The organism is Altererythrobacter sp. CAU 1778, assembly GCF_054482795.1.
The window spans coordinates 28,009-41,610 of sequence record NZ_JBTLRP010000001.1 but is presented as its reverse complement, the minus strand read 5'-3'; the positions used below and the strand labels follow the sequence as shown (position 1 = coordinate 41,610).

Sequence of the window (13,602 nt, the reverse complement as noted above, 5' to 3'; positions counted from 1 at the left end):
AAACGAGAAATGGCGGCTAGCGAGCCATAGCATCGCGAGCCGCCATTTCTAGCGTTGTGTCCGCCGCCGCAAGCGCGGTCGGCGCGGCAGGATCGGGTCAGCCCTGTACGGGGACCAGGTTCACTGCCGAATGCTTGCCTCGTCGGTCGACTTCGATGTCGAACTCGTAACGTTCGCCTTCGTTGAGGCCCGACAGACCCGAGCGTTCGACCGCGCTGATGTGCACGAAAGCATCGGGCGCGCCATCGTCGCGCACGATGAAGCCGAAGCCCTTCATCGAGTTGAAGAACTTGACCGTGCCGGCCGCCTTCTCACCGGTCAGCTCGCGCTGCGGCGCTGCGGGCCGGCTTTCGACCGCAATGACGTCACCGACGACCTGCAGGTCGGCAGCAGAGACCTTCCCGCCACGATCGACGAGATTGAACTGCAGCTCCTGCCCTTCGGCGAGGCCTTCGAGGCCCGCACGTTCGACCTGGCTGATGTGGACGAACACGTCCTCGCCGCCTTCGTCGCGCTGGATGAAGCCGAAGCCCTTCTGGGTGTTGAAGAACTTTACCTTGCCCTGGCCGGTACCGACGACCTGTGCGGGCATACCGCGGGGCGCGCCGCCACCGGCACCGCCCCGGTTGCCGCCGCCGAAGCCGCCGCGGTCGCCACCGCCGCCGCCGCCGCCATAGCCGCCGCGCGGGCCGCGATCACCGCCGCCGCCACCGAATCGGTCGCCGCCGCCGCCGCCGAAGCGATCGTTATTGCCGCCGCCGAACCGGTCGTTGTTACCGCCGCCGAAGTCGCCGCCGCCCTGGTAGAACGGATCGAAGCCCTCTTCACCGAAACCGTCGCGCTTGTCGCGCCCACGCCGGCGCCCTTTATCGTAACCCATGAACCTAAAACAAACCTTCGCTCCGCCCTGTAAGAACTCGTCACGAAGCCGGGCGAAGAGCTTCGAAACCTCGGGCCGATAGGCGAAATTTGGCCGCCGGACCCTTCCCTCGGCTGGTGGCTATAGCGCATCATCTTGTGCAGAGCGAACGTTTTAAGCGCAACTGTCGCGCGCCCTGTCCGCGCGATGCGTGCACGAAGGTGCTTGAACCGCGTGAATCGCTGCGCCAAAACTGGCGGCAATGGACATCATGCCTCTCCTATCGGACCCCGCCGCCTGGGCGGCATTGCTGACCCTGATCGCACTCGAGGTGATTCTGGGAATCGACAATCTGATCTTCATCGCGATCCTGTCCAACAAGCTGCCCGAACACCAGCAACAGCGCGCGCGTCGGATCGGCCTCAGCCTCGCGCTGATTATGCGAATCGGTCTGCTGTTGCTGATCGGCTGGCTGGTGACCTTGCAGACCCCTCTGTTCGATCTCGGCATCGTGGGGACAGAGAACCAGTATGGCGAACCCAGTTTCGAAACCGCCTTTTCGGGCCGTGACCTGATCCTGCTGGCAGGCGGCCTGTTCCTGCTGTGGAAGGCGACCAAGGAAATCCACCATTCGATGGTACCGGAAGACAATTCCGGCGACCTTCTCGACAAGACGCCCGGCGTGGCGGACGCGGTCAAGGCCAGCTTCGGCGCCGTGATCGCGCAAATCGTCGCCATCGACCTGGTCTTCAGCGTCGATTCGATCCTGACCGCCGTCGGGATGACGGATGACATCCCGATCATGGTGACGGCAGTCGTCATCACGGTCGGCATCATGATGGTCGCGGCCGATCCGCTGGCGAGGTTCATCGAAGCCAATCCCACGCTGGTGATGCTGGCTCTCGCCTTCCTCGTGATGATCGGGCTGGTCCTGATCGCAGACGGCTTCGGCTTCCACGTGCCCAAGGGTTACATCTACGTCGCCATGGGCTTCTCGGTCGGAGTGGAAATCCTCAACATGGTGCAACGCCGCCGCAAGATCGCGAAGAACGCCGCGGCATGACCGATTTTCGCGCCCTGTCCGAGACCATGCTCGCCAGCCCGCAGATCACCCCTGCCGATGTGGCAGAGGCGAAGGCGCAGGGCGTGACGCTGATCGTCAACAACCGTCCCGACGGTGAAGAGCCCGGCCAGACCCCCGGTGCCGAAATCGAAGCTGCCGCGCGCGAGGCGGGCCTCGAATACATCGCCATCCCGGTTACCAGCGCGGGCTTCAGCGAGCCGCAGGTCGCGGCGCTGGAGGAGGCGCTGGCGCAGGCGGAAGGCAAGGTGCTGGGCTATTGCCGTTCGGGCACGCGTTCCACGCTCTTGTGGTCGCTGGCACAAACGCGCGGCGGCGAAGACCCGCAGGCTGTCGCCGCGGCGGCGGCCAGCGCAGGATACGACGTGTCCCCCATTCGCCCGGCGATGGACATGTTTGCCGGACGGGCGCAATCCGAAGACCCGTCCTAAGGCTGACCTACTTGCGGTAATCGAGCGGCGGGTCGCGATCCCCGAGGAGGGAGCGGTACTCGTACCCCTTGCCGCGCGACGCTTCGAATTCGGCCCGCGCCTGTGTCCGCAACGCCTCGTTGGAGAACAGCTCGATCGCGGCCAGAGTCATGGCTTCCGCGGCCACCTGCGCGCCTTTGAAGCCGATTGTCGTGCCGCTGGCGGCCGCGGATTGCCAGCTATGCGCGCTGGTGCCCGGCACCCATGCAGCGGTCCGCACGCCCACTGTCGGCGTGGCCCAGCTGACGTCGCCCACGTCGGTCGAGCCGTAGCCGAGCGACTTCTCGTAGGGCTGGATCTGCGCCGCGCTTTCCAGAGGCTTAGCCGCATCGCCAAGGCTTTCGGACAGCTTGGCAGCGAACGCCCGCTCCTGCGCCGTATAATCGACGCCGCCGACCTGCCGCAGCTTCGTGTCCATCATCTTTGCCAGCGTCTCGTTCACCAGCAGCGGGTTGTTGCCGTGGATGATCTCCCATTCGACCTGCGTTCCCGTGCCGAGCGCAGCGCCGCGCGCGATATTCTCCAGCCGCTCCCACATCGCCTCCACCTCGCCGGTCTCGGAATGGCGGACGTAGTAGAAGACCTCGGCGAAGTCGGGGATGACATTGGGGGCGCTGCCGCCTTCGGTGATGACGTAATGGATGCGCGAATCCATGGTCGTGTGTTCGCGCATCATGTTGGCCATGATGTTCATCGCCTCCACCCCGTCGAGGGCGGAGCGCCCGCGTTCCGGCGCGCCGGCGGCATGGGCGGACTTTCCGCGAAAACGGAACTTGGCGGAGCGATTGGCAAGGCTGGTCTGCGCCGCGGCGCTGTTCTCGTCATCGGCGTGCCAGTGGATGGCGAAGTCGACATCGTCGAACAGCCCGTCGCGTACCATGTAGACCTTGCCCGAACCGCCTTCTTCCGCAGGCGTGCCGTACAGCCGGACCCGCCCCGGCGTGCCGCTGAGTTCGAGCCAGTTCTTCACCGCGATCGCCGCGCTGAGCGACCCGGCACCGAAGAGATTGTGTCCGCAGGCATGGGCGGCGGCGGCATCGCCACGCTCTTCGCGCACCGGCTCGTCAGTCTGCGAAATGCCGGGCAAGGCGTCCATTTCCGCGAGAATGGCGATGACCGGGCCGCCCTTCCCCCATTCCCCGACGAAAGCGGTCGGGATGCCCGCGACACCGGTTTCGACGGCAAAGCCTTCCGCCTTCAGCTGCGACTGAAGCAGCGCGCTCGATCGTTGCTCCTGATAGCCGACTTCCGCGAATTCCCAGATCTGGCGAGCAACCTCGGCCGTGCGGCCGGCTTCCGCTTCGGCCAGGGCAGCGCCGTCTGCGGACTGTGCCTGCAATGCGCTGGCAGACAGGGTTGCCGTTACGGCAAGCATGGTGGCAGCGGTCTTGAGCATCGTATCCTCCCGTTATCGCGCCAGTTCTACCGCACTCATCCCTCTCGGCAAGGCTCGACGGGCCTGCCGGCCTGTGCCAGCATGCGTCATGGCCACTGCCGCACAAATGCTGGGTTCGCTGCTCGCGATTCTCGCGCTGGCGTGGCTCGCGCAGCATTGGCAGCTTGGCGGGGACAGCCGCATCATTGACGACGCGCATGCCCGCACGCTGGCACAAGAGGCGCTTTGCGGCTTCGATCCGGTGGAAGTCGCCGTCGACCGTGCCGGACAGGGTGCGCTGCTGCGGGACGGTGCGAACCGTGTGCTCCTCCTTCGCAAACACGGCTCCCACTTCGCTGCGCGGCTGCTCGATTCGGAGAGCGAGGCGCGGCTGGACCGACACCTGCTCACCATCACCCCGGCGGAGCGAACCTTCGGCAGCGTGACCTTCGATCTGGGCGATGCGGCGGCGCACTGGGCCGCGCAATTCCGCCACGTCGGGAAGCCCGCCCATGCTTGACTTCAACCCCATCGACTATGCCGTGCCCGCCTTCGTGCTGCTGGTACTGCTCGAAATGCTGTGGGCTCGGCGGCGCAAGCCCGATGCGTATGAACCGCGCGACACGCTGGTCAGCCTCGCCTTCGGGCTGGGCAGCACGGTGGCGGGCATCGCCTTCGGGGGGTTGATCCTCGCTCTCTCGCTTTGGCTGTACGACTATCGCCTGCTGACCGTCGGGTGGGCGTGGTGGGCATGGCCATTGTGTTTCGTGCTCGACGATCTGGCCTATTACGCCTTCCACCACAGCGCGCACCGCGTGCGGTGGTTCTGGGCGAGCCACGTGAACCACCATTCGAGCCAGCATTACAATCTCTCCACCGCGCTGCGGCAGACCTGGACGGGCTTTTTCGCGGCGTCGTTCGTCTTCCGGTTGCCGCTGATCCTGATCGGATTTCACCCGGTGATGCTGGCGATCTGCGCGGGCTTCAACCTGATCTACCAGTTCTGGATCCATACGGAGGCGATCGGTCGGATGCCGCGCTGGTTCGAAGCGGTTATGAACACGCCGAGCCATCACCGCGTCCACCACGCGACCAATCCGCTCTACCTCGACCGCAATTATGCCGGCGTCTTCATTGTATGGGACAGGATGTTCGGCACCTTCCAGCCGGAGCTGGACGAGGAGCGGGCACGCTACGGCATCGTCCATCAGCTGGGCAGTTTCAACCTGCTGTGGGCCGCCTTTCACGAATGGATAGGCATTGCGCGCGACCTGCGCCGCGCGCCGTGGCGGCACAAGCTGTCCTACCTCTGGCGGCCGCCGGGGTGGAGCCATGACGACAGCCGCGAGGGGTCCGAGGCGATCCGCGCGCGCTGGATGGAGAGAACGGGTCGCTGACAGCGGTCCAGAGGAGAGAGCAGATGGACGAATTCGACATCATCGTGATCGGCGGCGGCAGCGGCGGCAGCGCGGTCGCGGGGCGGCTGGCCGAGGACGGCTCGCGCTCGGTCTGCCTGCTGGAGGCCGGGGGTCGCAACAACACCATGCTGGTCAAGACGCCCGGCTTCATGCCCTTCCTGCGCGGCGACGTGAACTATCGGTACGAAACGGTGCCGCAGAAGGGTCTGAACGGGCGCATCGGGTACCAGCCGCGCGGCAAGGGACTGGGCGGATCGAGCGCCATCAACGCGATGATCTACATCCGCGGCAATCGGTGGGACTACGACAACTGGGCGCAGCTTGGCTGCACCGGCTGGGCCTATGATGACGTGCTGCCCTACTTCCGTAAGGCCGAGCACAACGTGCGCGGCGCCGACGAATACCACGGCTACGACGGCCCGCTGTGGGTGTCCGACCAGAAATGGATCAACCCTGCCAGCCAGGCCTTCGTCGACGGTGCAGCGGCCTTGCAACTGCCGGTCAGCACCGACTTCAACGGCGAGAAACAGGCGGGCTTCGGCGTTTACCAGGTGACCCAGCGCATGGGTGAACGGTGGTCGGCGGCGCGCGCATATGTCGAGCCGATCAGAGGACGGCGCAATCTCGACATCCGCATCGGCGTGACCGTGCAGAAACTGGAGATCACCGACGGACGCGTCACCGGCGTCACCTACAAGGTCGGCAAGCGCGAGCGGACGATCACCGCGCGCGGCGGCGTGGTCTTGTGCGCGGGCGCGTTCAACACGCCGCAGATCATGATGCTGTCCGGCATCGGTCCGGCGGAGCACTTGCGCGAACATGCCATCGACGTGCTGGCGGACCGCGCGGCAGTCGGCTCCGACCTGCAGGATCACCCGGACTACGTCTCCGCCTTCGCAACGGAAAGCGACGAAACCATCGGCGATAGCCTGAAAGGCACGCTTCGCATGGCCAAGGCCATCGTCGAACACCGCCGCAAGCGCACCGGCATCATGACCACGCCCTATGCCGAAGCCGGCGGGTTCTGGAAGGTCATGGACGACGCCCCCGCTCCCGACGTGCAATGGCACTTCGTCCCCGCGATGCTGGAGGATCACGGGCGCGAAAAGGTGAAGGGCCACGGCTTCTCCCTTCACGCCTGCGTCCTGCGCCCGGAAAGTCGCGGCACGGTTCGGCTGGCCACGCGCGAGGCTGGCGATGCGCCGCTGATCGATCCCAATTTCCTCGACGACGACCGCGACATGGCAGTGCTGCGCGAAGGCGTGAGGCTGTCGCATCGCATCGTGGACACGCCGCCGCTCAATGCTTTCGGCCCGACCGACCGCCACCCCGTCGATTTGCAGGACGATGCCGCGCTCGACGAGATGATCCGCAACCGCGCGGACACGGTCTACCACCCGGTCGGCACCTGCCGCATGGGCGGCGACGATGCGAGCGTGGTCGACCCGAAGCTGAAAGCGCGCGATGTCGACGGCCTCTGGATCGCCGATGCCAGCGTGATGCCGCGCCTCGTCAGCGGCAATACCAACGCGCCCAGTATCATGATCGGCGAACGCTGCGCCGATTTCGTGAAGGCCGCGCTGGCCTAGCGCGCTGGCCTAGAGCCGCTTCACCATTGTCGCGAGCGGTACGGGAACGGCGCCGTTGGTGTCGAACCACTCGCTCTCGATCGTGTAGCCGCAGGTGAGATAGAACGGCACGCCCGCAGCGGTCGCAGCCATTTCCATGGCAGCGAAGCCCTCCGCGCGTGCGGCGGCCTCGGCTGCCTCGATGATTATCCGGCCCACGCCTTTGCGTACGTGATCTGGGTGGGTGTACATGGCCCGGATGCGGGCGCGCTCGGTTGCCGGGTCGAGCAGGCGCGGATCGCGGCCCGCGCTGTGATTGCCGCCGTACAGCGTTGCCCGCCGCGACCAGCCCCCGCACCCGGCCAGCGCATCGCCATCCTCGACGCAGAAATAAGTACCGTCCTCGATCAGCTGGCGATCGAGCCCCATCGCGGTTTTCGATGCCTCGATCTGTTCAGGGCTCAGGAAACCGCGCTGCAATTGCTCGATCGCAAGCGCCATCAACGCCGCGATGGCATCCACGTCCTCATCGGTGGCAATTCGCAAATGTAGCATCAGGGCTCTCCGCACGAAAAAGGGGCGACCCGCAGGCCGCCCCTCTTATTACGACAATCCGTGGGCGATCAGAACTCGTACCGTCCGCGGATGTAGTAGCTGCCGCCGTTGAAGCCGAAGGGCGAGCGCTCGCCATACTTCGCACCGACGATCCCTGCCCACGGGTTGAGCGTGGGATAGGTGTCGAACAGGTTCTGCGCGCCGACCGACAGTTCGAGCCCGTCGATGACTTCGTAACCGACTTCGGCATCCACCGTCACGCGCGCGCCGGCATCGATCGGCAGCGTGTCGTCTTCCAGGTGGGCTTCGTAATATTTGCCGAAGTAGTTGGCGCGAAGCAGGCCACGCACCCGGCCCTGCTCGTGCGTCAGGTTGAGGAAGCCCTTCCAGCGCGGCAGGCCTTCTTCCAGCTGGCGGGCACGCACCGGAGAGATCGTCGCGCCCAGATCGGTCACTTCGGTCTTGGTGTAGTTCACCGCCAGCGTTGCATTGGTCCGCCCGCCTTCGGTCAGGAAGAACCGCGCATTGGTGACGAAATCGACGCCTTGCGTACGCGTGTCGAAATCGTTGTTGAAGAAGGTGAAGGCCACCAGATCCTCGAACCCGGTGAAATCGGCCCGGTCGATCACCCCAGCTGCGTCAAGCTGCGTCAGCAGCTCTGCCGGAGCGGGCGTGAACGTGGCGGTGCAGTTGTTCGCCACCCCTTCGCGGTCTGCGAGATAGCAGAGCGCCGCCGGGAAATCGATCGTGGACGAACGCGAGATGCGGTCCTTCAGCTTGATGTTGAAGTAGTCCAGCGTGAAGCTGATCGCTCCGACATCTCCAGCCACGCCGAGAGTGAAGCTGTCCGCCTTCTCCGGCCCGAGAGTCGGACGGGCAAGACCGAGGCCGCCATTCGCGGTCGAATCGGAAATGTAATCCGATGCGATCAGGCCAGCCGGGCTGTTGAGCGGGAAGGTGCCTTCATCCTGCAGCTCGCCGTTCGAGAACTGCGTCGTCACGTTAATGACGTTGGCCTGCCCCGCAGTCGGCACATGGAAGCCGGTGGAGTAGGTGCCGCGCAGGCGGAAGGCATCCGACAGCTTATAGAGCGCCCCGACCTTCCAGGTGGTGGTGTTGCCGAAGCTCTTGGTGTCTTCGTACCGCACCGCAGCCTGCAATGTCAGCGCCTCGATCAGGTCGGCTTCGATATCGATATAGCCTGCCTTGTTATCTTCCTTGAAATCGCCGGCGCTGTTGGGGGCGAAGCCGGGGAAGCCGTTCGAGCTGGTCGAGAAACCCTGCCCCGTCGGATAGGCCGCGGTCGGCTGGGCGAGCGGGCCGAGCGCGTAGGACGCGGCATCGCCTGCCGTGATGCCGAAGGTTTCGTCGCGATATTCCGCACCTGCCGCGACATAGACCGAACCGCCGCCAAGCGGGACGTTGTAGCCGACGTCGAGGTTGAAGACGTTTTCGGTCTGCGAGTACGCCCCCGGGCTGAACCGCGTCGGCGTGTTGGGGCCGAGCGAGGCGTTGATCGTGTTGCGGATCTCGAAGAATGCCTTGTTGCGACCGTGACGGTAGCTGAGGTCGAAATCGAGTCCGCCAAGCAATTGGCCGCGCAGGCCCGTCGCGATCGAATAGTCGACAACGTCGCCGCCGAAGCGCGGGGTGAAGCCGCCGGGGAACAGTTCGACGAAGGAGAAGCAATTGTCGTCTGCGGTGACAGCTGCCAGCACGGTCGGGTCGGGGATCAGCCCGCCTTGCGTCAGTGGGATACCCGCCGGGCAATCGCCCGCCGTGGTGTTCGACAGATCGCCCACCAGCACCGACGGTACGGCATTCGGCGCGTTGGAGGCAAAGCCCGTGACCGGATCGACCATCGGACCGGCATAGACCCCGCCGCGATTGGTCGGATTGCGATAGAAGAACCCGCCGTCGACATTGCGCTCAGCATAGTTGCCGAAGGCGTACCAGGTGACGTCGTCGGTCAGGTCGAGGCCGAAGTTCGCATACAGCTTCAGATCGTCGTTGACGTTGGGCTGACCCCAGATCTGCGCCGGGTCGGCAACCGCGGTGTTGCCCGCCGCTATGAGCGCAGCGGCATCGTCGCGCTGGATCGAGCGGTTGGTCGCGTCGGATTCGCCATATTCGGCGCTGAGGTTGAAGAAGCCGCCTTCACCCAGCGGCACGCCGAGGTTCGCGGCAATGGTGTAGGTATCGCCATCGCCTTCGTAGGTTTCGCCCCACTTGGCGGTGACCTCCCCGCTGTCGGGGGAATCGCGCAGGATGAAGTTCAGCACGCCGGCAATGGCGTCGGAACCGTATTGCGAGGATGCGCCGTCGCGCAGGACTTCGAGCTGCTTGATCGCGATGGACGGGATGACCGAAATGTCAGGTCCCTGCGAACCGTCGGAGATACCGCCGCCGAGGAAGGAGATGACCGATGCGCGATGCATCCGTTTGCCGTTGACCAGAACCAGCGTGTTGTCCGGCGAAAGGCCGCGCAGGTTCGCCGGGCGCACCAGAGTGGCCGCGTCGGAAATCGGCTGGGTACTGACGTTGAACGAGGGCACCGAGATACGCAGCGCGTTGCCGATATCGCTCGACGCCTGATTAGAAAGCTCCGCGCCGGACACGATGTCCACCGGGGCGACCGTGTCCGCGGCCGAGCGATCTTGCTGGCGCGTACCGGTGACGATGATGACTTCCGCTTCCTCGTCCGCGTCCTGGGCGTAAGCCGGGGCGGAGAAAGCGAGCGATGCCGCGCCGCAGGCCAGGGCGGCCCGGCAGGCAGTGATGCGCAAACCCTTTTTCATGTTTCGAAACTCCCTCACTCGGTCGCAACAGATGCAACCCGTCGTTAGTCTTTCCATGAAACAAAAATGACACAAGGTTTTTGGCAGTTGTTGCGTCAACCGGCGCTTTGGCGTTGCATTGTTACAACACGCAAAAAAAGGGCCGGAGAAAACTCCGGCCCTTCAACAGTTTGTGTTCGTTCGCAGGAGGAACGTGGGTTAGCGGGGGGAGGGGGAGAGGAGAGAACCTCCCCCCGCCAATTCGGTCAATTCGGTACGGGGACATCGCGCGGCCCGTTTCCCCCCGTCCGCGCGATGCCACCCGATCAGTTGTAGGCGCGCTCTCCGTGGTCGGAGATGTCGAGGCCTTCGCGCTCGGCAGCCACGTCGACCCGCAGGCCGGTGACCATCTTGACGACGAAGGCAGTGATGGCGGTGCCCACGGCAGCCCAGGCAATTGCCACTGCCACGGCGATGATCTGCGTCATCACCTGCGCGCCCATGGCGGTCGAACCGTCGCCCGGTCCGCCGAAGCCCGGCTGGTAGACAATCCCGGTGCCGATCGCGCCGACGATCCCGGCTACGCCGTGGATGCCGAACACGTCGAGCGAGTCGTCATAACCGAACTTGGGCTTGAGCTTGGCCACCGCAATGTAGGCGATGATCGAAGCGACGATGCCGAGCACGATGGCGCCGAACGGGCCGGAGTTGCCGGCTGCCGGGGTGACCGCGACGAGACCGGCGATGAGGCCCGATGCGAAGCCCAGTGCGCTGCCCTTGTGGCCGGAGAAGCGCTCCATCAGCATCCAGGCCATGGCACCCGCCGCCGTGGCGACGAAGGTATTGATCATGGCGAGGCCCGCAACGCCGTCAGCTTCGAGTTCCGAACCGGCGTTGAAGCCGAACCAGCCCACCCACAGCAGACCTGCACCGACCAGCGTCAGCGTCAGGCTGTGCGGCGGCATCGGTTCTGCCGGGTAGCCCGTGCGCTTGCCGAGGAACATGCACAGTACCAGAGCCGAGACACCGGCATTGATATGCACGACCGTACCGCCGGCGAAGTCGAGAGCGCCCATTTCGAAGAGAAGGCCGCCGCCCGCCCACACCATGTGCGCGATCGGGAAGTAGACGATGGTCAGCCAGATGGCGGTGAACAGCATCGCGGCGGAGAACTTCAGCCGCTCGACCGTCGCACCCAGAACCAGCGCGGCGGTAATCGCGGCGAAGGTCATCTGGAAGCTGACGAAGACGTACTCGCTAATCACTTCATCGCTGAAGGTTGCCGCGGTCGTGTCCGGCGTAACCTGGCTCAGGAACAGATTGCCCCAGCTGAAGAAGGCGTTGCCTTCCGGACCGAAGGCGGTGGAATAGCCCCACATCACCCAGATCAACATGGCAAGACAGGCTGCACCGCCGACCTGCGTCATGGTGGAAAGCATGTTCTTGCCGCGCGTCAGGCCGCCATAGAACAGTGCGAGGCCCGGCAGGATCATCAGCAGGACCAGAATGGTGGCAGTCATCATCCAGGCGTTGTTACCCGGATTGGCGACGGCGGCGGCAGCTTCTGCCGCAGGCTCGGCCGCTTCCTGCGCGAAAGCGGCGGTGGCGGCGAACAGGCTGGCGCCCAGCGCCGCTGCACCGCAGATCGTTTTGCGGATCATCGTGTTACCCCTCGTTGCGTGAAACGCGCTCACAGCGCAGTCTCGCCGGTTTCGCCGGTGCGGATGCGCGTCGCTTCCGCCAGGTCGAAGACGAAAACCTTGCCATCGCCGATGCTGTCGGTGCTGGCGGCTTGCTGGATGGTTTCGACCACCTGCGCGGCCATGGCGGCGGGCACGGCGATTTCCAGCTTCACCTTGGGAAGCATATTGGTCGAGTATTCCGCACCGCGGTAAATCTCGGTCTGGCCTTTCTGGCGGCCGAAGCCCTTGACTTCGGACACGGTCATGCCGGCGACGCCGACCTGGCCAAGCGCTTCGCGCACCTCGTCCAGCTTGAACGGTTTGATAATGGCGATGATGAATTTCATCATGGACCCCTGCTGTTGCTTGACCGATCCCACGGCCAGCAAAACACAATGCAAGGGGTGTGCCAGTTCGGCAGTGCGTTAAGATTGCGGCAATAATTGCTGCGCCGCACCACGGCATTCGAGCCGATGCGCCGGAAAATGCGTCAGGCGCTGCCTATTTTTTGTGCAGAGTCAGCTCGGCATGGACCGGCAGATGATCCGATGCCTGTGCGCTTAGCCCGCTGTGATGGACCCCCGCCGGACCGCACTTCCAGTGTCTGCTGGCGATAATGCGGTCGAGGCAGGCGATCGGCCTGCGGCTGGGGAAGCTCTTGCCCGGCACCAGCGAGTGCCAGCCTTTGCCGAACTCGCGCATCGCGCCCGAGCCGTGCCCCCATTGGTTGAAATCGCCCATCAGCACGGTCGGTAGATCGCCGTCGATCTCTTCGAGATGCTTCAGGATCGCGCGGATCTGGTCACGGCGGCGCAGGCCCGACAGGTCGAGATGCGTGCCGATCACGCGCAGCCGCTTGCCCTCGACCTCCAGATCCACGCGCACCGCACCGCGTGGCTCCAGCGTCGGCAGCACTATCGCGGCATGGTCGATCATCCTGAAACTGCGCCGCACCAGCAGGGCGTTGCCATGCCAGCCGAGGCTTTGCGGGCGCCGCGCAACGGGTACCGGGCGCCACGGCGTGTCGTCCAGCGCGGCGCGCGGCAGCACGGTGGCACGTTCCCCGACGCGGCGATCGGCTTCCTGCAAGGCAATGACATCTGCATCCATCTCGCGCAGCACGCTGATGATGCGGTCATGGTCGCGCCGGCGATCGACGCCGACGGCCTTGTGAATGTTGTAACTGGCGAAGGTGAGCTGCAAGCGAGTTTCAGGCCTCGCCCGCGATATAACGATCGGTCGGGCGCGCTGGCAGGCCGTCGATGCTGCTGATTCGCAGCGACATCTTCGCGGCCCATTCGTCCGGATTGCTGTTGGCGTGGGCTTTCTTCAGCGTCGCACGCTCGTCGCGATATTCCATGAAAGGCACACCCCAGCCGCAGCTGGTTTGCACGCTTTCCACCGCGATGTCGAAGATCTGGCGAGTTCCGGGAAGAAGGGTGAAGTGCTGCGCCAGCCCTTCCCACTCCGCATCGGCGGGCAAAACGGCACGGCCCTTGCCGTAGATCCGCAGGATCAGCGCGGGTTGTTCGAAATTGCAGAACATGACGGTGATGCGGCCACCCTGGCCGTTATCGTCGGCCATGAGATGCGCGTTGGTCTCGTTCCCCGATCCGCCGAGGTCGAGATAAGCGACACGGTCCGGCCCGAGAACGCGGAAAGCATCGTAACCCTTGGGGCTCAGATTGATCCGCGCACCTTCCGCCGCCGTGGCGACGAAGAACACCGGCTGCTTCGCGATCATCGCGATGTGCCTGTCGTCCAGCGTGTCGAAGAAGTCGGCCATGGAAGCGAAGCTAAGCCATCGCGCTGCGCTT

At 64.8% G+C, this 13,602-nt stretch carries 13 protein-coding genes; 5 read left to right on the top strand and 8 right to left on the bottom strand.

The annotated features are described in order from the left end of the window. Nucleotides 1–97: 97 nt before the first annotated feature. Nucleotides 98–880 carry a cold-shock protein gene (locus ACXYN8_RS00210; RefSeq protein WP_458887250.1) on the bottom strand — a complete coding sequence of 261 codons (783 nt, stop codon included), beginning with the start codon at nucleotides 878–880 and terminating at the stop codon, nucleotides 98–100. Between the two features lie 241 nt (nucleotides 881–1,121). Here ACXYN8_RS00210 and ACXYN8_RS00205 point away from each other — a divergent pair, with 241 nt between their 5' ends. Continuing rightward, nucleotides 1,122–1,922: a TerC family protein gene (locus tag ACXYN8_RS00205; RefSeq protein WP_458887249.1), complete on the top strand. Its 801-nt coding sequence runs from the start codon at nucleotides 1,122–1,124 to the stop codon at nucleotides 1,920–1,922. Further along, nucleotides 1,919–2,371 carry a protein tyrosine phosphatase family protein gene (locus ACXYN8_RS00200; RefSeq protein ID WP_458887248.1) on the top strand — a complete coding sequence of 151 codons (453 nt, stop codon included), beginning with the start codon at nucleotides 1,919–1,921 and terminating at the stop codon, nucleotides 2,369–2,371. The genes ACXYN8_RS00205 and ACXYN8_RS00200 overlap by 4 nt, the downstream gene beginning before the upstream one ends. A 7-nt stretch (nucleotides 2,372–2,378) precedes the next feature. Here the strand turns inward: ACXYN8_RS00200 and ACXYN8_RS00195 are convergent, their stop codons facing one another. After that, on the bottom strand, nucleotides 2,379–3,806 hold the full coding sequence (locus tag ACXYN8_RS00195; protein WP_458887247.1) for an amidohydrolase: 1,428 nt from the start codon (nucleotides 3,804–3,806) through the stop codon (nucleotides 2,379–2,381). A gap of 88 nt (nucleotides 3,807–3,894) precedes the next feature. Here ACXYN8_RS00195 and ACXYN8_RS00190 point away from each other — a divergent pair, with 88 nt between their 5' ends. Genes ACXYN8_RS00190 through ACXYN8_RS00180 form a run of 3 tightly spaced genes read left to right on the top strand, consistent with a single transcriptional unit; the run spans nucleotide 3,895 to nucleotide 6,792 of the window. Continuing rightward, a complete protein-coding gene (locus ACXYN8_RS00190; protein WP_458887246.1) occupies nucleotides 3,895–4,305 on the top strand; it encodes a hypothetical protein in 411 nt (136 codons plus the stop codon). Further along, nucleotides 4,298–5,182, top strand: coding sequence for a sterol desaturase family protein (locus ACXYN8_RS00185; RefSeq protein WP_458887245.1), 885 nt, complete (start codon nucleotides 4,298–4,300; stop codon nucleotides 5,180–5,182). The genes ACXYN8_RS00190 and ACXYN8_RS00185 overlap by 8 nt, the downstream gene beginning before the upstream one ends. Nucleotides 5,183–5,205: 23 nt before the next feature. Continuing rightward, nucleotides 5,206–6,792, top strand: coding sequence for a GMC family oxidoreductase (locus ACXYN8_RS00180; RefSeq protein WP_458887244.1), 1,587 nt, complete (start codon nucleotides 5,206–5,208; stop codon nucleotides 6,790–6,792). Nucleotides 6,793–6,801: 9 nt separating this feature from the next. Here the strand turns inward: ACXYN8_RS00180 and ACXYN8_RS00175 are convergent, their stop codons facing one another. The 6 genes from ACXYN8_RS00175 to ACXYN8_RS00150 form a co-directional block, all read right to left on the bottom strand. Continuing rightward, nucleotides 6,802–7,326 carry a GNAT family N-acetyltransferase gene (locus ACXYN8_RS00175; RefSeq protein ID WP_458887243.1) on the bottom strand — a complete coding sequence of 175 codons (525 nt, stop codon included), beginning with the start codon at nucleotides 7,324–7,326 and terminating at the stop codon, nucleotides 6,802–6,804. A 68-nt stretch (nucleotides 7,327–7,394) separates the two neighbouring features. Further along, nucleotides 7,395–10,124 (bottom strand): TonB-dependent receptor plug domain-containing protein, encoded by a 2,730-nt coding sequence (locus ACXYN8_RS00170; protein WP_458887242.1) that lies wholly within the window; start codon nucleotides 10,122–10,124, stop codon nucleotides 7,395–7,397. Between the two features lie 305 nt (nucleotides 10,125–10,429). Then, nucleotides 10,430–11,764, bottom strand: coding sequence for an ammonium transporter (locus ACXYN8_RS00165; protein ID WP_458887241.1), 1,335 nt, complete (start codon nucleotides 11,762–11,764; stop codon nucleotides 10,430–10,432). Between the two features lie 29 nt (nucleotides 11,765–11,793). Then, complete coding sequence (locus tag ACXYN8_RS00160) at nucleotides 11,794–12,132, bottom strand: P-II family nitrogen regulator (RefSeq protein ID WP_458888872.1); 339 nt, start codon at nucleotides 12,130–12,132, stop codon at nucleotides 11,794–11,796. A 154-nt stretch (nucleotides 12,133–12,286) separates the two neighbouring features. After that, nucleotides 12,287–12,988 carry an endonuclease/exonuclease/phosphatase family protein gene (locus tag ACXYN8_RS00155; protein ID WP_458887239.1) on the bottom strand — a complete coding sequence of 234 codons (702 nt, stop codon included), beginning with the start codon at nucleotides 12,986–12,988 and terminating at the stop codon, nucleotides 12,287–12,289. A gap of 7 nt (nucleotides 12,989–12,995) precedes the next feature. Then, nucleotides 12,996–13,571: a pyridoxamine 5'-phosphate oxidase family protein gene (locus ACXYN8_RS00150; RefSeq protein ID WP_458887238.1), complete on the bottom strand. Its 576-nt coding sequence runs from the start codon at nucleotides 13,569–13,571 to the stop codon at nucleotides 12,996–12,998. Between the last annotated feature and the right edge of the window lie 31 nt (nucleotides 13,572–13,602).